General features: G+C 41.0%; 22 protein-coding genes and 1 tRNA gene. 11 read left to right on the forward strand and 12 right to left on the reverse strand.

Features of this window, described 5'->3' with window-relative positions; genetic code table 11:
* Positions 1–678: 678 nt before the first annotated feature.
* The 5 genes from BMW53_RS12125 to BMW53_RS12145 all read left to right on the forward strand — a co-directional run bounded on the left by BMW53_RS12125 (position 679) and on the right by BMW53_RS12145 (position 4,395).
* Positions 679–945, forward strand: a complete 267-nt coding sequence (locus BMW53_RS12125) for a Sec-independent protein translocase subunit TatA/TatB (protein WP_038556339.1) — start codon at positions 679–681, stop codon at positions 943–945.
* Positions 946–962: 17 nt separating this feature from the next.
* A complete protein-coding gene (locus BMW53_RS12130; RefSeq protein WP_038556337.1) occupies positions 963–1,991 on the forward strand; it encodes a calcium/sodium antiporter in 1,029 nt (342 codons plus the stop codon).
* Between the two features lie 29 nt (positions 1,992–2,020).
* A complete protein-coding gene (locus tag BMW53_RS12135; RefSeq protein WP_038556335.1) occupies positions 2,021–2,671 on the forward strand; it encodes an ABC transporter ATP-binding protein in 651 nt (216 codons plus the stop codon).
* Between the two features lie 108 nt (positions 2,672–2,779).
* A complete protein-coding gene (locus BMW53_RS12140) occupies positions 2,780–3,547 on the forward strand; it encodes a TIGR02757 family protein (protein WP_038556333.1) in 768 nt (255 codons plus the stop codon).
* Between the two features lie 134 nt (positions 3,548–3,681).
* Entirely contained in the window at positions 3,682–4,395 is a 714-nt protein-coding gene (locus tag BMW53_RS12145; RefSeq protein WP_038563900.1) for a tRNA1(Val) (adenine(37)-N6)-methyltransferase, read from the forward strand.
* Here the strand turns inward: BMW53_RS12145 and BMW53_RS12150 are convergent.
* Positions 4,392–4,895 carry a flavodoxin domain-containing protein gene (locus BMW53_RS12150; protein WP_038556331.1) on the reverse strand — a complete coding sequence of 168 codons (504 nt, stop codon included), beginning with the start codon at positions 4,893–4,895 and terminating at the stop codon, positions 4,392–4,394. The two genes, BMW53_RS12145 and BMW53_RS12150, sit on opposite strands and share 4 nt — an antisense overlap.
* Positions 4,896–5,091: 196 nt before the next feature.
* Here BMW53_RS12150 and BMW53_RS12155 point away from each other — a divergent pair, with 196 nt between their 5' ends.
* Entirely contained in the window at positions 5,092–5,772 is a 681-nt protein-coding gene (locus BMW53_RS12155; RefSeq protein ID WP_051567617.1) for an FAD-binding oxidoreductase, read from the forward strand.
* A 78-nt stretch (positions 5,773–5,850) separates the two neighbouring features.
* Here BMW53_RS12155 and upp read toward each other — a convergent pair whose 3' ends face one another.
* From upp to tatC, 10 genes are all read right to left on the reverse strand, one after another.
* Positions 5,851–6,513, reverse strand: a complete 663-nt coding sequence (upp, locus tag BMW53_RS12160) for a uracil phosphoribosyltransferase (protein ID WP_038556329.1) — start codon at positions 6,511–6,513, stop codon at positions 5,851–5,853.
* Positions 6,514–6,523: 10 nt separating this feature from the next.
* Entirely contained in the window at positions 6,524–7,606 is a 1,083-nt protein-coding gene (locus tag BMW53_RS12165; RefSeq protein WP_038556327.1) for a hypothetical protein, read from the reverse strand.
* Positions 7,603–8,571, reverse strand: coding sequence for a polysaccharide deacetylase family protein (locus BMW53_RS12170; RefSeq protein ID WP_051567616.1), 969 nt, complete (start codon positions 8,569–8,571; stop codon positions 7,603–7,605). Before BMW53_RS12170 ends, BMW53_RS12165 begins: the two co-directional genes overlap by 4 nt.
* A 6-nt stretch (positions 8,572–8,577) precedes the next feature.
* The gene (locus tag BMW53_RS12175; RefSeq protein ID WP_038556325.1) at positions 8,578–9,495 is read right to left on the reverse strand and encodes a GNAT family N-acetyltransferase; all 918 of its coding nucleotides are present in this window, start codon (positions 9,493–9,495) and stop codon (positions 8,578–8,580) included.
* A gap of 14 nt (positions 9,496–9,509) precedes the next feature.
* Positions 9,510–10,832 carry a polysaccharide deacetylase family protein gene (locus BMW53_RS12180; RefSeq protein ID WP_038556322.1) on the reverse strand — a complete coding sequence of 441 codons (1,323 nt, stop codon included), beginning with the start codon at positions 10,830–10,832 and terminating at the stop codon, positions 9,510–9,512.
* 14 nt (positions 10,833–10,846) lie between these two features.
* A complete protein-coding gene (gene radC, locus BMW53_RS12185; RefSeq protein WP_038556320.1) occupies positions 10,847–11,545 on the reverse strand; it encodes a RadC family protein in 699 nt (232 codons plus the stop codon).
* Positions 11,546–11,692: 147 nt separating this feature from the next.
* Positions 11,693–11,944, reverse strand: coding sequence for a 30S ribosomal protein S20 (gene rpsT / locus BMW53_RS12190; protein WP_038556318.1), 252 nt, complete (start codon positions 11,942–11,944; stop codon positions 11,693–11,695).
* A 31-nt stretch (positions 11,945–11,975) separates the two neighbouring features.
* A tRNA-Glu gene (locus tag BMW53_RS12195) sits at positions 11,976–12,047 on the reverse strand.
* Between the two features lie 203 nt (positions 12,048–12,250).
* Complete coding sequence (gene lptB, locus BMW53_RS12200) at positions 12,251–12,973, reverse strand: LPS export ABC transporter ATP-binding protein (RefSeq protein WP_038556316.1); 723 nt, start codon at positions 12,971–12,973, stop codon at positions 12,251–12,253.
* A gap of 32 nt (positions 12,974–13,005) precedes the next feature.
* Positions 13,006–13,854 carry a twin-arginine translocase subunit TatC gene (tatC, locus tag BMW53_RS12205; RefSeq protein WP_051567615.1) on the reverse strand — a complete coding sequence of 283 codons (849 nt, stop codon included), beginning with the start codon at positions 13,852–13,854 and terminating at the stop codon, positions 13,006–13,008.
* A 218-nt stretch (positions 13,855–14,072) separates the two neighbouring features.
* Between tatC and recQ the strand changes: the two genes are divergently transcribed.
* On the forward strand, positions 14,073–16,259 hold the full coding sequence (recQ, locus tag BMW53_RS12210) for a DNA helicase RecQ (protein WP_074780716.1): 2,187 nt from the start codon (positions 14,073–14,075) through the stop codon (positions 16,257–16,259).
* 85 nt (positions 16,260–16,344) lie between these two features.
* Positions 16,345–17,763, forward strand: coding sequence for an adenosylhomocysteinase (gene ahcY / locus BMW53_RS12215; protein WP_038556314.1), 1,419 nt, complete (start codon positions 16,345–16,347; stop codon positions 17,761–17,763).
* Between the two features lie 54 nt (positions 17,764–17,817).
* On the opposite strand, the gene BMW53_RS12220 is transcribed toward ahcY, so the two are convergent.
* Positions 17,818–18,261: a Rieske (2Fe-2S) protein gene (locus tag BMW53_RS12220; RefSeq protein WP_038556312.1), complete on the reverse strand. Its 444-nt coding sequence runs from the start codon at positions 18,259–18,261 to the stop codon at positions 17,818–17,820.
* Between the two features lie 112 nt (positions 18,262–18,373).
* Between BMW53_RS12220 and BMW53_RS12225 the strand changes: the two genes are divergently transcribed.
* The 3 genes from BMW53_RS12225 (at position 18,374) to BMW53_RS12235 (ending at position 19,801) form a co-directional block, all read left to right on the forward strand.
* Positions 18,374–18,763 (forward strand): hypothetical protein, encoded by a 390-nt coding sequence (locus BMW53_RS12225; RefSeq protein WP_038556309.1) that lies wholly within the window; start codon positions 18,374–18,376, stop codon positions 18,761–18,763.
* A 163-nt stretch (positions 18,764–18,926) separates the two neighbouring features.
* The gene (greA, locus tag BMW53_RS12230) at positions 18,927–19,400 is read left to right on the forward strand and encodes a transcription elongation factor GreA (RefSeq protein ID WP_038556307.1); all 474 of its coding nucleotides are present in this window, start codon (positions 18,927–18,929) and stop codon (positions 19,398–19,400) included.
* Positions 19,401–19,405: 5 nt separating this feature from the next.
* Positions 19,406–19,801 carry an HIT family protein gene (locus tag BMW53_RS12235; protein WP_038556305.1) on the forward strand — a complete coding sequence of 132 codons (396 nt, stop codon included), beginning with the start codon at positions 19,406–19,408 and terminating at the stop codon, positions 19,799–19,801.
* Positions 19,802–19,838: the final 37 nt, after the last annotated feature.

A 19,838-nucleotide genomic window follows, 5' to 3' on the forward strand; every position in this document is an offset into this window, starting at 1 on the left:
AAGGAACCGCCGTATACGAGAACCGTACGTACGGTGGTGTGAGAGGTCGGAAAATAAAGTAGGAGGAAAACTATTTTATTTTCCTCCTACTCGATTGATTAATGTGTGATTTTATTCCGATAAAAGTAGTTAAACGAGCAAAAAGTGGTGCTATCACTGTCGTTTTGTAAAATCTCTCCGGTGATAACCGACATTTTGTATCGGAGAACATACTTTTTATAGGTGATAAGACCCTTTATGTGGGTGATAAGGCATTTTTTATGGGTGATAAGACCCTTCAGGCAGGTGATAAGAGCTCGTGGCATGGTGATAAGTGGGTAAAAGGGAGTGATAACAGGGGAAAACGGATGTAATACCAAATTGACCACAAAATGCTGCATATGAATTTGTTCTTTTCCGTTTCTTCTGCCTTGAAAAATTATAACGTAGCTCGGCTATGCTAAAATTTTTCGCCTTGTACAAACGGAAAATAACCGACATATCCAATACGGCATTTTATAATCAAATTGGTATAATATTGACATTTTGTAAAGCCATTCATCGGTGCCCGGTATCAACACTTATTGGCTTCAGGTTCGTACATGTCCGGTCATCATTTAAACTTGATAAACTATCTTCCATCTTCCGTCTTCCGACTTCCAACTTTTTATATATTTGTGTTCTAAATCAATTTTAACGATGCAGTATTTATTATTTATAAGTGGTGGCGAGATAGTTTTGGTAATGCTGTTGGCATTGTTGTTTTTCGGGTCGAAAGCGATACCCGATATTGCCAAAACACTGGGGAAGGGAATGCGTGAGTTTAAGAAAGCCACAAACGAAATAAAACGCGAACTCGATAACCATACTTCTGATATTCAAAAAGATATTAACGAGGTTTCTTCAACCGTTAAAAAGGAAACTACCGATATTCAAAAAGGTATTACCGACAAGTTGAAGGATTAACACAAAAAATCATTTTAATGATTATACTTTCCATATTGGCTTTGCTGGCTTGCTTTATTTTGCTTGCCCGTGTTGTCGATTTGTTTTTTATATCGTCTTTGGATAAAATATCGAAAGACCTGCGTTTATCGAGCGATGCCGCCGGAGCCACATTGATGGCCGTGGGGTCGAGTGCTCCTGAGCTGTTTGTAGCACTGTTTGCCGTTATAAAACCGGGCGAACATCAGGCCATTGGTATCGGAAGCATTGTGGGAAGCGCCATTTTCAACCTGCTGGTAATCGTTGGTGCATCGGCACTGGTGCGAAAAGCCACATTAACAAAAAGCCCGGTAATTCGCGATCTTCTTTTTTATTCGCTTTCGGTGGCTCTCCTGGTGGTTTTTATCTGGGACGGAAAACTCGAATTGTGGGAAACAGCGGTATTCCTGGCCGTTTATGTGCTGTATGTAATTGCGGTGGTGTACTGGCGAAAGTGGTTTAAATACGAAGATAAACAAAGTGATGTGGAAGAAGAGGCCGATTGTAACCCGAAAGGAATTCTGGCGCCGTTTGATCATTTTCTGTGTTTTATTTTTCCGAAACCAAAACGCTACTACCTGGTATTTTTTGTCTCCATCGTTTTAATTGCTGCATTAAGTTGGGCATTGGTGGAGCTGGCGGTTGTTATTTCGCACGAATTAAATATTCCGGAAGCGATAATTGCACTTACTGTTCTGGCAATTGGTACCTCAATCCCCGATTTGTTTTCGTCGCTTATTGTGGCGCGTCAGGGACGTGGCGATATGGCCGTTAGTAATGCCATTGGATCCAATATTTTCGATATTCTGGTAGGCCTGGGATTGCCTTTCATCCTCGTAATGCTTATTTCTGGCGGTACGATTGAGGCCGGTGGAAACCTGCTGGGTTCGTCGCTTATTTTGTCCGGATCGGTAGTATTGCTGATTGTGCTTTTACTTGTTCAACGCTGGAAAGTCGGGAAACTTACCGGAGTTGTGCTTTTAGTGGCTTACCTGGCCTATGTGCTGTATGAAATACTAAAGCTGTAGAATTGGAGTTTATCCTATAAATAATTGCATTGATAAGAGCTGAAAACATAACAAAATCGTTCGGAGCACTTGAGGTGTTAAAAGGAATTGACCTGGATATTCCGAAAGGAAAATTGTATTCAATTGTTGGTGCCAGTGGGGCAGGGAAGACTACTTTGCTGCAAATTCTGGGAACGCTGAGTAAACCCGATAGCGGGGAGCTCTTTTTCAACGACACAAAAATCTCTGATCTCAGCGAAAAAAAGCTGGCCGATTTTCGTAACCGCGAAATTGGTTTTGTGTTTCAGTTTCATCATTTGTTGCCCGAGTTTACGGCATTGGAAAATGTTTGTATTCCGGCATTTATAGCCAAAACACCAAAAGCAAAGGCCGAAGCCCGCGCAAAAGAATTGATCGATTATTTGGGACTGGCAGATCGTATGGGACATAAACCATCCGAATTGTCGGGTGGCGAAAAGCAACGCGTGGCAATGGCGCGTGCGTTGATAAACAGCCCGTCGGTGGTGATGGCCGATGAACCATCGGGAAACCTCGATTCCACCAACCGAGACGAGCTGCACGACCTGCTTTTCAAATTGCGCGACGACATGGGGCAAACTTTTATTATTGTAACTCACGATGATCATTTTGCCGAACAATCAGACCAGATTATCCATATTAAGGACGGAATTATCGAGTAAAGAAAGTGGCCAGTGATCAGTCGCAGTATTCAGCATCCAGCATCGAGTATCCAGTATCCAGTATCCAGCATCCGACATCCAGTATCAATCTTCTCATAAAATTGAACAATGGAAGAAATAGCTGATCTAAAAGAGTTCCTCGACGAAAAGGTTGAAAAGTACAATCAACCCGAATTTATTGAAACCGACCCAATTCAGGTTCCCAAGCAATTTGCTGAAAAAGAAAATATTGAGATTTCCGGATTTCTGGCGGCAACCATTGCCTGGGGAAATCGTGCTGCCATTATAAAAAACGCTTTGCGTTTAATGGCTTTGCTCGATAATCAACCATACGACTTTGTGTTAAACGCCTCGGAAAAGGAACTCGACCGGCTGCAAAAGTTTGTGCACCGCACATTTAATGGCGACGATTGTATCTATTTTATTTGCTCGTTACGAAATATCTACAAAAATCACGGGGGCTTGCAAAAGGTTTTTGAAGGTGGATTTCAACAGGAACAATCGGTAAAATCGGCTTTGGCACATTTCCATTCGGTGTTTTTCGAAACGGAAGGCGAACGCACACGCAAACATATTTCGAATGTAAACAAGGGAGCATCGGCCAAACGCCTGAACATGTATTTGCGCTGGATGTGCAGAAATGATAAAGCGGGTGTGGATTTTGGCTTGTGGAAAGCTATTCCGCAATCGGCGCTAATGTTGCCGCTGGATGTGCACACCGGAAATGTGGGGCGAAAACTCGGGCTGCTGCAACGCCGCTCAAACGACTGGAAAGCGGTGGAAGAAATTACCGCCACCTTGCGCGAATTCGATTCCAACGATCCAATAAAATATGACTTTGCACTGTTTGGATTGGGAGTTTTTGAAAAATTCTAACCTTTGTATCTTTATTACACAGAGAACCTCGAAGGAGGCTCAGATATTCACAAAGTAAAATAAACTTTGTGCTTCTTTGTGTGGTCTTAGTGAATCTTTGTGTAACAAGTAGGTATTAAATGATTTATTATGTAATGGGTAGAAACAATTATTTCCAATTCAAACAATTCCGGATCGAACAGGCGCGTTCGGCCATGAAAGTGGGTATCGATGGCATTTTGCTGGGAGCGTGGGCAGATGTTGGCGATTGCAATACGATTCTCGACATTGGTACCGGAACCGGATTAATCGCATTAATGCTGGCCCAGCGCTCGCAAGCCAGAATTACCGCCATCGAAATTGAGAAAAATGCTGCCGAAGAAGCCACAGAAAATGTTGCTGCATCGCCCTGGAAAGATAGGGTAGAAGTAGCGAATGTTTCGTTACAAAACTTTGCTGCCGAAACTACTTCAAAATTCGATTTGATTGTGTCGAATCCTCCTTTCTTTCAGAATTCGCTAAAAGCAGATAATGAAAGCCGCTCGCTGGCAAGGCATACGGATAGTTTGTCGTACGAAACGTTAGTACAAAGTACCTCGCAGTTATTATCAGAGAAGGGACGATTTGCATTTATATTTCCTGAAACAGCATCAATGGAAATTGAAAAGCTGGCACAGCAAAATCAATTGTATATAAGAAGAATAACGAGGATAGCTCCCAATGAGAAAAAACCGGCGAACCGGATTTTAATGGAGATGAGTAAAAAGGAAACAGCGACAGTAACCGATGATCTTGTAATTTACAATAACGATGGATCGTGTAGCGATAACTTTAAAACCTTAACCCGTGATTATTACCTCAACTTTTAAACAAAAAACAGAAACGGATTAAAAATCTGGTTCATTTGCTGCGAGAAACGTTTGATGGCATCGTGGTTAATGTGCGAAACACTGTTTTCAATCTTTGCCACTTTCTTTACAATAAGCTTCTGGAAAAAATTCATTTTATTAAAGTCGAACTCTCCACCCAGGCATGCTGTTGCTTTGGCACTTTTCAACAAGCCCGCAGGAAAAGCCTCATGTAACTGATTTTCCGCTTTTTCGCCTTCTTCCATGCAGCAAATAAATAAGCCAAGCTCTTTATCCTTAAGCGTTTCGTAGTGCTCGTTGCAAAAATCTTTCACTTTTTTCTGAATCTGGCCGGCATGAATAGAGCCTCCAATAATTATCCGATCAAAAGAAGAAAGATCAGGAACCAGTTCTTTTTTTAGGTTAACCAATAAAACTTCGCCTCCTAAAAACTGTTTTAGTTCATTCGCTGTTTTTTCTGTACATCCGTGAGTGGTGCAATAGGTGATTAATGTTTTCATTTTTTTTTCTGATGACTTGGTTTTTTAGAAATTGAGATCGATATTCGAAAATTTCTATTCTAAATTATGGCATACTATTGAACATTCGTGTTAAAAATCGGTTAATTCTCTAAAACTATCGGTGAAATAAAACACCAAAAAGTCTTTAAATCAATAATTGCACATATTTTTGTGTCGAAGAAAAAACAGATACATCATGACAATTGATATGAAACCAGAAGTACAGCTTGATACGAATTATTATAAGGTTGTTGGGATCAGGAGATTAACAGAGCACACTTTTGTGTTGTCGTTACCAAAAAGTCGCTTCGAATTTGTTGCCGGGCAGCATGTGTCGTTGTCGATTACAGGCGACTATCAAAGCCGCGAGTACTCGATTTACAGTGCCGAAAAGGGCGAAAACCTGGAGGTATTGGTGAAAGAAGTTGAAGGTGGCTATTTCTCGCCAAAGCTAAAACATTTGAAAGTTGGCGACATGGTAGAAGTGCATGGTCCTTTCGGAAAATTTGGGTTGGATGAGAAAAATAAAGATACGCACAAGCATATTTTTATTGCCAGCGGAACCGGAATTGCACCGTTTCATAGTATGGTAAAAAGTAATCCGGGTTTAAATTACCAGTTAATTCACGGTGTGCGTTATGCCGAAGAAGGCTACGAGCAGCAGGATTACAATAAAGAGAATTACGTACTTTGCACATCGCGCGATAAAAGCGGTGATTTTAACGGCCGGGTGACTGACTATCTGAAAAAGACAGATTTTGATAAAAATACCTGTTTTTACCTGTGCGGAAACAGCGATATGATTTTCGACTCGATGGAGATATTAAGCGACAAAAGATTTGGAAGAGAGAATATTACCGTTGAGGTATATTTTTAAGATAGAATTACAAAAGAATAGTTTGAGAGAGTTGCAAAAAAATGCCAGTCCTGTAAAGGGCTGGCATTCTTGTTTATTTTATTTCGAATCGATTTTTTCGCCAAATGCCAAATCACCGGCATCGCCCAGTCCCGGAACAATGTACGATTTTGGAGTCATTTCCGGATCGACGGCGCCGAGCCATAAGGTCACATTTTCGTCTTTAATGGCATTCTTCACATACGCAACTCCTTCTTCGCTGGCAATAATTGCCACCAGGTGAATGTGCGCCGGTTTTCCTTTGCTGAACAATGCTTCGTAACCAATTTCCATCGATTTGCCCGAGGCCAGCATCGGGTCTGAAAGTATCACCACTTTATCATCAAGCGACGGCGAAGCCATGTATTCAAATTCAATTTCAAACTCACCACCTTCGGTGTATTTTCTGAACGCGGAAATAAAACAGTTTTCTGCCCGGTCGAAAACACGCAGCAAACCATTGTGCATGGCCAACCCTGCACGTAATATGGTTGCTAAAACCGGTTGACGACACAATTTAGGCACTTTGGCAACACCCAGCGGAGTTATTACGTCGTTAATCTCAAATTGCATTTCTTTGCTGATTTCGTAGGCGAAAATTTCACCAATTCGGTTCAGGTTATCACGAAAACGAAGTGGGTCTGTTTGAATTCCTGTATCCCGAATTTCTGCCAGGTATTGGTCTAAAATGGAGTGAGTATTGCCTAAAACTCGAACTTTCATATTTTTTTTTTTAGGTGAAGGGAACATCGCCCTCACCGTCCTGAAATATTAGTTGCTTTTGGTTTGATACCTGAAAAGTACTGTATATTTTTTGCCCGTATCTTTTCGCATGCAAAAATGGGAATTTTCTTTTTAAAAGTTCGTCTGCCAATTGTTTTTTGTAAACAGTTAAGCGCTCAATTTCATATTTTAAGCAATAATTTTTTAAAAACAGGGCAATTTCGTGCATGTATAAATCGGGGACATAAAAAAACAAGGTTTTTAAATGTCCTTCCCGAAGCGAAAAAATAAAAAAACCTTTAAAGCTTTTATTATCATATACTTTTATGGTTTGGTAAGAAAAAGCTTCAGAGAAAACTGAAAAGGGGTAACGTACCGCATCGGGCGTTTTTTTATCCGACAGCCAGGGGTATTGAAATAACCAGTTAAAAAACGCCTGGTCTTTTTGAGAGAAACTATTGCCCGGTTGCTGTTTCAGAAAATCGTAACAATCTTTATCGGGTTGTGAAAGCATTTCAAACGCTACCGATTGGGGAGGAGAAGGGCGAAAAAAAATACGGTTAAAGCGTATGCCCACTCGAATGATAAAATTTAAAGTGGGATACAAACCCGGAAGCGAATAGTTTTTCTCATTTAATAACTTTTCAGTTTTTACAAAAGCATAGGCCCTGCAGCCTTCAAACTGGTGGATCGCTTGAAAACGCTTGCTGTTAATTATTAACTTTTCAGCTTCGGGAGAATAATTGGTAAACATTAGTTTTTCGTTCCAGTCAGTATAGGCTTCTTGTAAAAGTTGTTTAGAATAGCCTTTTCTGCGAAATAGGTTATGAACCCATGCTCCGCTACACCAACCAAAACGAAGTTGCTGACCATCGGAATGAATCGTGTCGGCAAAAATACTGCGAAAAGCCACCAGTTTATTAGCAATAAAACCAAGATAAAGTACAATGTCGTCAGGATGTCCGTGTGGATTGGCAAGATACGATTGGGCGCGAATTGAAGAAATGGGAATCACTTCGTAATTCTGAAATTCTTTGCTGTTCACAAAGTTTTCCAGCTCGCTTAGTCGTATTTTTTTTACCTGTAAAGTCAATGTTTTACTGTTGCTTTGCCAATTGTTTTACGCAGTTTAAAATAAACAAATTCTGCTTTTATATTCCCTTCAAAATTACCCGTTTGTTCGGCCGGGTAGCGTTGAAAATGGTTGGGTATTTCGTCGTATTTAACACCCGCAGTTCCAAAACTAATATCGCACCATCGGTTGTTGTGTATCTTTTTTATCATTTTTCCGGAAACGCCATCATCGGTATAAGGAAATGCAAATGCTTTTACTTTTGGATTAACATTCTCAACCACCCAATTCATACTTTTTTTAATCTGCTTTAGTTGTTTTTTCTGCGAGATCTTCCAAAGCTCAGGGTGTTTGTGACTGTGGCCACCAATGGAAAAACCGTGGTTGTGCAGTTTTTTAATTTGGGCAGTTGTCAGGTAAGGTTGTTGCGTTTCCAGAAACGTTTGAAAATCGATTTCGAGTAACTCTGCCGCATGATCGAGTATTTCTCGTTTTGAGTAGGGAGTTTGCAATAATGCATTTAGCGGCACCCCGTTTTCGTGCAGGTAGTTCTCTGCTTCTGCATCGGGGTGCATGCGCATTTTATTGGCAATTAAACTGGCTTTGTACCGATGAAAAAGATCTTTGTTGTCAACAAAACCACTATTCACAAAAAATGTGGCCGGTATTCCTTTTTGCAAAAGAATTGGTGCAATTATTTCGGCACATTCTTTAAGTCCGTCATCAAAACTTAAATGAAAACTGTTGGGTTTGGTTGGCTTTGCTAGTTCTTCCAACGAAACAGGCTTAAAATATTTCAAATAAAAATCGAGTTCCTGCTTAAATTGTTTCTCGTTAATTACCGGGTAGTTTAATAGGTGTGGTAAAGGCGTGTTGCTAACGGTGTGGTAAAAGGGCAGAAACAGAGGTGTTTTTGCCGCCAGAAGTTTTCGGGTTGAAAACAGGGTGCTCAGTTTTTTACTCACCAAACGCGGAAAATGCCTCATTGCCAATTATCGTTTTAGCCACCTTAGCAGCAAAGGTAAACGGTTGTATTTAAGATGAAAGTAGGTTTCGGGTTTCGCTCCAAAACCTGAGTAAAAGCGCTCAACTCCCGGAATCATCGATCCTTCGAAATCCAACAGCAGGTTTTTTCCGGCATTGTCTTCAATAAAACGGTTGACCAGGTAATACATGGCTCCCGTGTTTTTACCTTCTTCGTTTGAGGCCGCATTAAAATAGATCACGCGGTCTTTCCAGCGGCAAAAATAAACGGCTGCGCAAAGATTATTTTCCGGAGTGTACACCCCGTATATTTTACCAAAGCCTTTGTATTCGCCAAAAGCAATGAGGCTCTTTAGTTTGGCTATAGCCGACTGTTCAACTCCCGCAGGCAGATTTTTTGCTTTAAATGCAAGGTAATCTTCATGCCGGATGCCTTCAATAATCGTTAGATCCTGATTTTGAGCTTTGGCAATATTGCGTTTCGTATTTTTCGAGTAGCCGGAAATGATCGATTTAAAATCTTTTGTTAACGAAAGCAGGTAGTTTTTCCGTTCGAAAAAAATATCGCCGCTATTCTCGCCGGGAACATTTAGCGCATTTAATTGTACATCGGCGTATTTAAAACGATCTTTTATCGCATCTATAAAGGCATCGAAAATTGCTTTCGATGGTGTCGGGAAAATTCCCAGTTGTTGCGAAAAAAGTGGCTGGTAAAGGTATTTTATACCCAGTTTTTTTCGAAAGGGCAGTGGCATCACATATTCGTAATTGCCATAAACCAGGGCATCCCATTCAATGGCAGTCCGGTCGAGGTGCCAGTCGTAGGCATAAATCCTGCAATTTAACGCACCATCAATGCATTGATTCCATTTTTCGGAATCGATTAACGCATGTTTTATATAGTGAATTTTATTTTCGCTCCTCATTTAAAAATGCCGGGCTACTTGTTCGCCCATTCAAATCCCAGTTTGTTCATCTGTTCAAACACATCTCTGAAACCTTCCCAAGTTCCCAAATCGTTTACGGTTTCGTTGTGCCAGACACTTACAAATGTACCACCAACATTTTTAACTTCCTGCATAATCTTTTTTATTTCTTCAAAAGCTCTTTCAGGCGACAATTGAAGGTAATAACGCAGCGTTCCGTCCATAATGTTGAACGGTATGATCTTCAGATTGGTGACCGATTCGTGTTTCAGATCGTAGAAACAATAGGGTGTACAAATTCCACCTCTGAATCCCGGTTTTGCGGAATAACCCAGGGTGTAGTCTTCTTCAATCCCGGCTTTTATAAGGCGGGTGTAGGTTTTCGGAAATTTCAGTCGTAAATAGTGCTGGCGACTTTTGGAAATGCTTTTGCCAATAATTTCTTCCAGGCGTTGTTTCTCCAGTTTTACTTTCTTTTTCCCTTTTTTCTTACTGCTGCCGAATGAGGGGTGAATTCCAACGTCGTATTTTTCGGCTGTTCGTTTTATCAATTCCCGGTATTCTTTGTTGGTGTGGGCAATGTTTTTGTCGTACTTTCCGTAATCGCCCAGCAAAAAGAAGAATTTTACTTTATCTTCGTTACCGGCAAAAACACTGTCGAGGTAATCGTAGGTGTCGTACGGATCGGATTCTTTTCCGGCTAAAACCCGTTTACGTTTTAGGGTGTCTTGCCGGTTGCCTTTTATCAGCGACTTTGCCCAGGCCGCAGTTGTGCGGAAAAAACCTTTGTTTTGGTACGCGTAGGCATTGTCGATATCAATTGTGGAGATAAATTTAAATTTCGATTCGATGTAGTTAAACTCCGGATATTTTTCTTTCAGCAGTTTGGCCAGCAGTTTTGCCCAGATATTTACAACGGGCTTTTGCAGTAAATTATATTTGCTAAGAATACTGTTTTGGTAAGGATAACGCCCCAGTTTATCGCGGTTTTTATCTACATATTCTTCGTGGCGGGTAACCAGGTAAAACGACGCTGCAAAGGGATCGAAAGGCAGGTCGGAATCTTTGGACGTTTCGCAAAAATATTTTTCGCCCTCGTACCAAACCGAATTAATGGTAGGTTTTATAAGTGCGTTCTGAAAAATGAGCTTGTGTGGTTTGATGTAAAATTCATCGCCAAATTTCTCGTGCGAATAATTGATCTTTGGGATTTCCGACTTTCGAAATTCCGCAGAGTTTTGAGTAAACGCAATTTCCGTTTGCAAAATGTTCGCGAAGATTAGCTTTGCAATGTACTCGATCCGTGGGTTAACTTCATCGGAATAAAAAAGTATCATTTTCGTTCGGTTTATTAGTTTATCATTCCTTCGTCGGCTAAACTCAGGTAATTGTTCTGCCCAATAATAATATGGTCGAGCACAGTAATATCCATAATTTCAGCCGCGCTTTTAATTTTACGGGTAATATTCAGATCGGCATTTGATGCCTGCATAGTTCCTGAAGGATGGTTGTGGCAGAGAATAATGGCACTGGCCATTTTATCCAGCGCATTTTTTAATATCAGCCGCACATCGATTACTGTGCCTGAAATTCCGCCCTGGCTCACCATAAATGAGTCGATTATCCGGTTGCCACGGTTAAGCAGTAGAATCCAAAATTCTTCGTGATTCAGATCGCCAAGCATGGGCTGGAAATATTCAGCGGCATCTTTACTGCCGGTAATTTGCTTTTTGTTGAATACATCAGCGTCTTTTCGGCGTTTACCCAGCTCTAGCGCCGCTGCAATGGTAACGGCTTTTGCTTCGCCAATTCCCTGAAATCGGGTAAGGAAATCAATGCCTTTTCGGCCCAGTTCGTTTAAGTTATTGTTGGCTGATGATAAAATGCGCCTGGAGAGCTCTACGGCTGTTTCTTCAATATTTCCCGAACCAATTAAAATGGCAATAAGTTCGGCATCGGTTAACGATCGTGGTCCTTTGCTTAGTAGTTTTTCGCGCGGACGATCTTCAACAGCCCAGTCTTTTATATTTAGCTTTTTGTATTCTCCCATTTGTCCCGGAGTTCTATCCTAAAAATAATTATAATTAGTTATTTCGGAAATACTAATTTATAGTTACAGAACATACGGGATTATGAAACACAAAAAAACCTCTCCGAAACTCGGAGAGGTTTTTAATATCTTGTGGTTTTTCTCTTCTTACAGCGAATTAACCTGAGTAGTTAATTTCGATTTTAAGTTTGCAGCTTTGTTTTTATGAATGATGTTGCGTTTCGCTAATTTATCAATCATAGCAACAACTGAAGGATACATTTTCTCTGCTTCAGCTTTGTCAGTAGCATTACGCAAAGCTTTAATCGCGTTACGTGTAGTTTTTGCGTAGTACTTGTTGTGTACTCTCTTTTTTTCGTCTTGACGAATTCTTTTTAATGCTGACTTATGATGTGCCATTTTCTTTCTTTCTCTCTTTTTTAAAAATTAGTAGCCCGTAGGGGATTCGAACCCCTGCTACCAGGATGAAAACCTGGCGTCCTAACCCCTAGACGAACGGGCCTTCCTATTTAACTCCTTTGATTTTGGGATTGCAAAAATACTTCATTTTTGTAATCTGCCAAATTTTTTCAGGATTTTTTTTTCTCAGCTAAAATCGGTTTGCTTTTCGTTTAAAGCGCCGTTTTTATTTTAGCGCTGCAAAGGAAAGAAACATTTTTAAAACTGCAAACAAAAAAATAAAAAAAAATGCGAAAAATGTTTCTCCTAACGTAATTCGAAGTTCTGACCGAGGTAAACACGGCGCACATCCTCGTCGGCAGCCAGCTCATCCGCTGTTCCGGCTTTTAGGATATTTCCTTCAAACAGGAGATAAGAGCGGTCGGTAATACGCAGTGTTTCGTGTACGTTGTGGTCGGTTATTAATACGCCAATATTTTTTTCTTTCAGCTGCATTACAATTTGCTGAATGTCTTCCACCGCAATTGGGTCAACCCCGGCAAAAGGCTCATCAAGTAATATAAATTTCGGGTCGATGGCCAGTGCACGTGCAATTTCTGTACGTCGTCGCTCACCTCCCGAAAGCTGAATACCTTTACTCTTCCGAATGTGTTGCAAACTGAATTCATCAAGCAGTGTTTCCAGTTTCTCTTTCTGATATTCTTTCGAATAATCGGTCATTTCCAAAACCGCCCTGATGTTGTCTTCAATACTCAGCTTTCGGAATACTGAGGCTTCCTGCGCCAGGTAGCCAATTCCGCGTTGTGCGCGTTTGTATACCGGGAGTTTTGTAATCTCTTTATTATCGAGAAAGATCTTTCCTGAAAAGGGTTGAATCAATCCAACAATCATATAAAATGACGTGGTTTTTCCGGCTCCGTTCGGTCCCAGCAATCCCACAATTTCACCTTGTTCAACCTGAAAACTAACTCCTTTTACTACGGTTCTTTTTCGGTATTTTTTAACGATATTTTCTGCTCGAAGAATCATAATGGTTCAAATAACGTCAATTTTTGACTGAATTACATGGCCTCCATGGCTTTTTCACGATTTTTAACTACGCGGCGCGAAATGAAAATGCCAATTTCGTAAAGGAAAACCAAGGGGAAACAAACCATTACCTGGCTAAAAATATCGGGAGGAGTAATAATTGCCGATACCAGCAACATTACTACATAGGCATGACGACGGTATGTTTTCATGAACTGTGGCGTTAATATTCCCACTTTACTTAAAAAGTAAGAGAAGATGGGAATAAGGAAAACCACCCCGGCGGCAAGCGATATTGATGTAACCGATCCGATATATGACCGGAGGTTAATCGTGTTTTCCACTTCGCTGCTTACCTGGTAAGTTCCTAAAAAGTGAATGGATAAGGGTACAATTAAATAGTAGCCAAACAGTATTCCCATTAAAAACAGTATGGATGTAAAAAATACTGCACCACCTGCGTGTTTTCGCTCTTTTTCGTATAAAGCAGGTTTTATAAAACGCCAAAATTCATAAAAAACAACAGGTGATGCTATTATGAATCCGGCAATAATCGATACCATAATATGAGTAGAAAACTGCCCGGCAATTTTTATACTTTGCATTTTTAATGGTACCTGGTTAATTTTTACGGCTTCCGATCCGATAAGGTCGCCCAGTTTCTCGAACATACGGTTAGTCCAAAAGTCGGGCATTCTCGGACTGAGGATGACCACATCGAAAATAAACGATTTCATTACAAATGCCACGATGGCAAAAACAACAATGGCCGCTGACGACCGGATAATATGCCAACGAAGTATTTCCAGGTGTTCGAGAAAGGACATTTCTCCTTTTGAACTTTCTTCGCCTTGTTTTTTGGTAGTACGCTCTTCGCTCATGAATTCTGGTTTTCAAAAAAAACTTCACAAATGTACATGAATTTTTCGCATTTAATATCTCAAATATTACTTATATATTGCACGGCCAAAATTTTTCCCCTACTGTTAATCTCTATTAAATACATCATGTTTTAAATTTTATTAAATTGTATTGCCATTTTGCTTACTTTTAATAATTTAAAATTTGCTTATGCTACAGATATTGGGAGATTGGATATATGAGTAAAAAAGTTGTATTAGCAGAAGAGTTGCAGCGTTTTTTTGGTTTCGACCGTTTTAAAGGTCAACAAGAAGAAGCGATTAAAAGTGTGATGGATGGGAAAGACACCTTTGTGTTGATGCCTACAGGGGGTGGAAAGTCGTTAATTTATCAGTTGCCGGCCTTAATTCTTGAAGGCACTGCCATCGTGATTTCTCCATTAATTGCCCTGATGAAAAATCAGGTAGATGCGATACGTGGTACACATGCCGAAGACAGTGTTGCACATTTCCTGAATTCATCGCTATCGAAAGCAGCTATAACCCAGGTAAAAGAAGATGTGCTGGCCGGAAAAACAAAGCTGCTTTATGTGGCTCCTGAGTCGTTAACAAAAGAAGAGAACATTGAATTCCTCAAACAAATTAAGATTTCGTTTTACGCCATTGATGAGGCGCACTGTATTTCGGAGTGGGGACACGATTTCAGACCGGAGTACAGACGAATAAAACCGATAGTTGAGGAAATCGGGAAGTCGCCAATTGTTGCACTTACAGCAACGGCAACGGCAAAAGTTCAGCACGATATTCAAAAAAACCTGGGCATTTTGGATGCAAAAGTTTTTAAGGCATCATTTAATCGCGCTAATCTTTATTACGAAGTGCGGCCAAAGGTGAAAACCGAAACGCAGATCATTAAATTCATAAAACAAAACGAAGGGAAATCGGGCATTATTTATTGTTTGAGCCGGAAAAAAGTGGAAGAACTGGCCGAAACCCTTCAGGTGAACGGAATAAAAGCTCTTGCTTATCATGCCGGGATGGATGCCACTACCCGCTCGGGAAATCAGGATAAATTTCTGATGGAAGAGGTGGATGTAATTGTGGCTACCATTGCTTTTGGTATGGGTATCGATAAACCCGATGTTCGCTTTGTAATTCATTATGATATTCCAAAAAGTTTAGAAGGTTATTACCAGGAAACCGGGCGGGCCGGCCGCGATGGTGGCGAAGGGCAATGCATAACTTTTTACAGTTATAAAGACATTCAGAAACTGGAGAAATTTATGCACGGAAAACCGGTTGCCGAGCAGGAGATCGGGAAACAACTTTTGTTGGATACGGTTTCGTATGCCGAGTCGGCCATTTGTCGCCGCATTATATTGTTGCATTATTTTGGCGAGCACTACAGAACTGATAATTGCGGAAATTGCGATAACTGTCTGAATCCGAAGGAGCAGATTGAAGCGAAAGACGAAATTGTTACGGCCCTGAAAGCTATTTTGGAAGTAAACGAAAAATACAAAGGCGACCATATTGCCAATATCCTGATTGGAAACAGCACTGCGGCCATAAAATCGTTTAAACATTATACGCTAAAATCGTTTGGCACAGGAAAAGAGCACGACGAGCGTTTTTGGAATGCCGTGTTCCGCCAGTCGATGGTAGCCGGTATTATCAATAAAGACATTGAAAATTATGGCCTGCTGAAAGTTACCGAAAAAGGACACGAATTTCTGGAGAAGCCACATAGTTTTATGTTGGTGAAAAACCACGAATACGAGGAAGAGGATGATTCGGCCAACGCCGGAGGTGCTCCATCGGGAGGAGCAAGTGGCGATCCGCAGTTGTTTGCCATGCTGAAAGACCTGCGGAAAAAAATAGCCAAGAAGCACAATCTGCCTCCGTTTGTAATTTTTCAGGATCCATCGTTGGCCGATATGTCTATTCAATATCCGGTAACTACCAAGGAGTTGCAGCACATTCAGGGAGTTGGGCAGGGGAAAGCCCGTCGGTATGGTAAAGAGTTTGTGGCGCTCATAAAATCGTATGTCGAAGAAAATGAGATTGAACGCCCGGAAGACCTGGTGGTACGTACCGTAGCCAACAAGTCGAAAATGAAGGTGTTTATTATTCAGAGTATCGACCGCAAACTGTCGTTTGAAGATATTGCCGACTCGAAAGGAATTGAAGTGAGAGATGTAATTGGCGAAGTGGAGGCGATTGTAAATTCGGGAACCAAATTAAATATCGATTATTACATTGATGATGTAATTGATGAAGATCATCAGGAGGATATTTTTGAATATTTTCGCGAAGCTGAAACCGACTCCATAGAGGATGCACTGGAAGAATTGGGCGAAGAAGAATACTCGGAAGATGACATTCGATTGATGCGGGTGAAATTTTTCTCTGATCTGGGGAATTAATCCTTGTTGTTGATATTCAACTTTTTTGTGGCATAAATTGTTATTTTTGCACGCCTTTTTTATTTGAAAAAATTAAATGATAGATATGACTGTGTCAGTTCAGAAAAAACTAGATTACAAAGTTGCCGATATTTCGTTGGCAGAATTCGGAAGAAAAGAAATTGAGATCGCGGAGAAGGAAATGCCGGGATTAATGGCCATCAGAGAAAAATTTGGCCCGCGCAAACCGCTTGATGGAGTGCGTGTGATGGGTAGTTTGCACATGACCGTGCAAACTGCTGTTTTAATTGAAACACTTGTGTCGCTTGGTGCCGATGTTCGTTGGGCGAGCTGTAATATATTCTCAACGCAGGATCATGCTGCGGCGGCTATTGCAAAAGCCGGAGTTCCGGTGTTTGCCTGGAAAGGTGAAACACTGGAAGAGTACTGGTGGTGCACCCGCGAGGCGATGAGTTTCCCTGATGGAAAAGGCCCACAGCTGATTGTTGACGATGGTGGCGATGCTACCTTGTTAATTCACAAAGGTTATGCTGCCGAAAAAGATGCCAGCGTTTTGGATGTTGACGCGTCGAGCGAAGAAGAAGGCGTAATTCTTGAGTTGCTGAAAACAACATTAAAAGAAGATAACCAAAAATGGCACCGCACTGTAGCCGAATGGAAGGGTGTTTCGGAAGAAACAACTACCGGAGTGCACCGTTTATATCACATGGCGGAGAAAGGCGAGTTGCTGGTTCCTGCTATTAATGTTAACGATTCGGTAACCAAATCGAAGTTCGATAACCTGTACGGATGTCGCGAGTCGCTGGCCGACGGTATTAAACGAGCTACCGATGTAATGATTGCCGGAAAAGTTGTTGTAGTTGCCGGTTATGGCGATGTGGGTAAAGGTTGTGCTCACTCAATGCGCAGTTATGGTGCCCGCGTAATTGTTACCGAGATTGATCCGATTTGTGCGCTGCAGGCAGCTATGGAAGGTTTCGAGGTGAAAACCATGGAAGATGCATTGGCCGAAGGAAACATTTATGTTACTACCACCGGAAACTGCGATGTAATTACTGCCGAGCACATGGCAAATATGAAAGATCAGTCGATTGTTTGTAATATTGGCCACTTCGACAATGAAATTCAGGTTGCCCGAATGGAAAAATGGCCGGGAATTGAAAAAGTAAACATCAAACCACAGGTTGATAAATATATTTATAAAGATGGTCACTGTATTTACTTGCTGGCCGAAGGTCGTTTGGTAAACCTTGGATGTGCAACCGGACACCCGTCGTTTGTAATGAGTAACTCGTTTACCAACCAGAGTTTGGCGCAAATTGATTTGTGGGAGAACAACTACGAAGTTGGTGTTTACACTTTATCGAAAAAGCTGGATGAGGAAGTTGCCCGTTTGCATTTGGCGCAAATTGGCGTAAAACTGACTGAGCTTACCGAAAAGCAAGCCGCTTATCTGGGCGTTTCGAAAGAAGGTCCGTTTAAGCCGGAGCACTACAGGTATTAAGAAGAAATATTTTTATAATAGAAAATGGGTTTCACTTTGTGTAGCCCATTTTTTTTAGTTATAAACCCGAAGTATATTTCCACTAAGCGAGGTATTGTACTGCTTTAGTGGAGCCGCAGCGGGGCCTTTTAATACTGTGCCGCCAATAAATATGTATTCCGATTCGCAGCACGAGCATTTTCCTACAGCTCCGTCGTTTACTACCCTGCACGAAGGATTGATTTCGTTGGTACAAGCCGCATCAAATGCATAGTACGAGCCTTCTATTTCGCAATAAACAATAACGCCTCCAAAGCCCTGGTTCGGGAAGTAGGCCGAGTTGCCGGGCACGGTTAGTTCGTTGTAAAGCCCCAAATCAAGATTTAAGCCCACCCAAACATCCGGAATTTCCGAGGCAATCTCGTTGCACGACGAATACATCAAAAAAGTAAGTGCAATAAAAAACAAATACTTCATTCCCGAATATATCGCCTTGCTGCCGGTGTTGCTTTTTTGCATAATGCTAACTTTGTTTTATTATTCTTTAACGCGAAAATTTTTATTTCCGCACACGTTTCGTACTTTTATAAACTGAACAGCCAAAAATACAATTTATTGCTGATAGAAAATTATGGATGATATAGTAGTTATCATATTGACCTTGATAGTTGCCTTGTTTGGCATTCTTAATAAAACACGTAAAAAGAATGCTGCACCCGGAGAGTCTGCTTCAGGAGCCGGCAGTGCTCAGGATTTTTGGGAAATGCTGATGGATGACAATAAAGATATGCCGGGGCAGCCACAGCCTCAGGTAATACAAGAAGAAGTGGAGGAAGAAGAGCCTGCTCAGGAAGTTCGTCCGGCATTCCAATATAGTGCTGAAGGAAAGAAATCGACGCCGCTAAAACGAAAAGAGCAACCGGCTAAAAAAACGAAAAAGCAGTCGTTGTTGCTGGGGGAGAAGTTTTCGCTGAAGAAAGCTGTGATATATAGTGAGATTATCAACAGGAAATATGTCTAACTGCGTAAATATCATCTGTTTTCGATATTTTTTTACTTAGAATATTTTAATATTCAAGAAATTATATAATTTTGCAAAAGGAAGAGTTCCGGACAAATCGGGATTCTTTCTATTTTTTTATGCCTACGTTGAGGCGAAACAATTAAATAAAGGAGGATACAAAATGTCCGAAGTAACATACTTGACGAAAGACGGATTAGAAAAGCTGAAGAAAGAGCTGGAGCACTTGATGACTGTTGAGCGCCCAAAGATTTCGAAGCAGATTGGCGAGGCCATTGAAAAGGGAGATATCTCGGAAAATGCCGAGTACGATGCAGCTAAAGATGCCCAGGGTATGCTTGAAGCTAAAATCGCCCAGATAAAAAATAAAGTGGCCAATGCCCGGATTCTCGATGAGTCGAAAATTGATACGTCACAAGTTCAGATTCTGAATAAAGTAACCATTAAGAACAAAAAGAATAATGCTACTATGCAGTATACTTTGGTTCCCGAAAGTGAAGCGAATCTGAAAGAAGGAAAGATATCGGTACAAACGCCAATTGCCAAAGGATTGATGGGCAAAAAAGTTGGCGATGTGGTTGAAATTAAAGTTCCGTCAGGAGTGATACCTTTTGAGATTGTAGAAATTTCAATTTAAGAATCATGGCAAGCATTTTTACAAAAATTATCAATGGTGAGATCCCTTCATACAAAGTAGCTGAGGACGAGAATTATTTTGCATTTCTCGATATCTTTCCAACAGCAAAGGGGCATACTTTGGTAATTCCGAAAAAAGAGGTAGACTACCTTTTTGATTTGGATGATGAAACCTACGCAGGTTTGCAAATGTTTGCCAAAAAAGTTGCCAAAGGATTAGAAAAAGCTGTTCCCTGTAGAAAAGTAGGGGTAATGGTTTTGGGTCTCGAGGTACCGCATGCACACATTCATTTGGTGCCCATGCAAAGCGAACACGATTTGCTGAATTTTGCCGACAAAACCCAATTCCCTCCCGGGGAGATGGAACAACTGGCAAAGCTCATCGCCGAAAATATTGACTAGAAAGAAGTCCCGATCGAAGCATCGGGGCTTTTTTTTG

The organism is Draconibacterium orientale (assembly GCF_900111425.1).
Classification (GTDB): Bacteria; Bacteroidota; Bacteroidia; order Bacteroidales; family Prolixibacteraceae; genus Draconibacterium; species Draconibacterium orientale.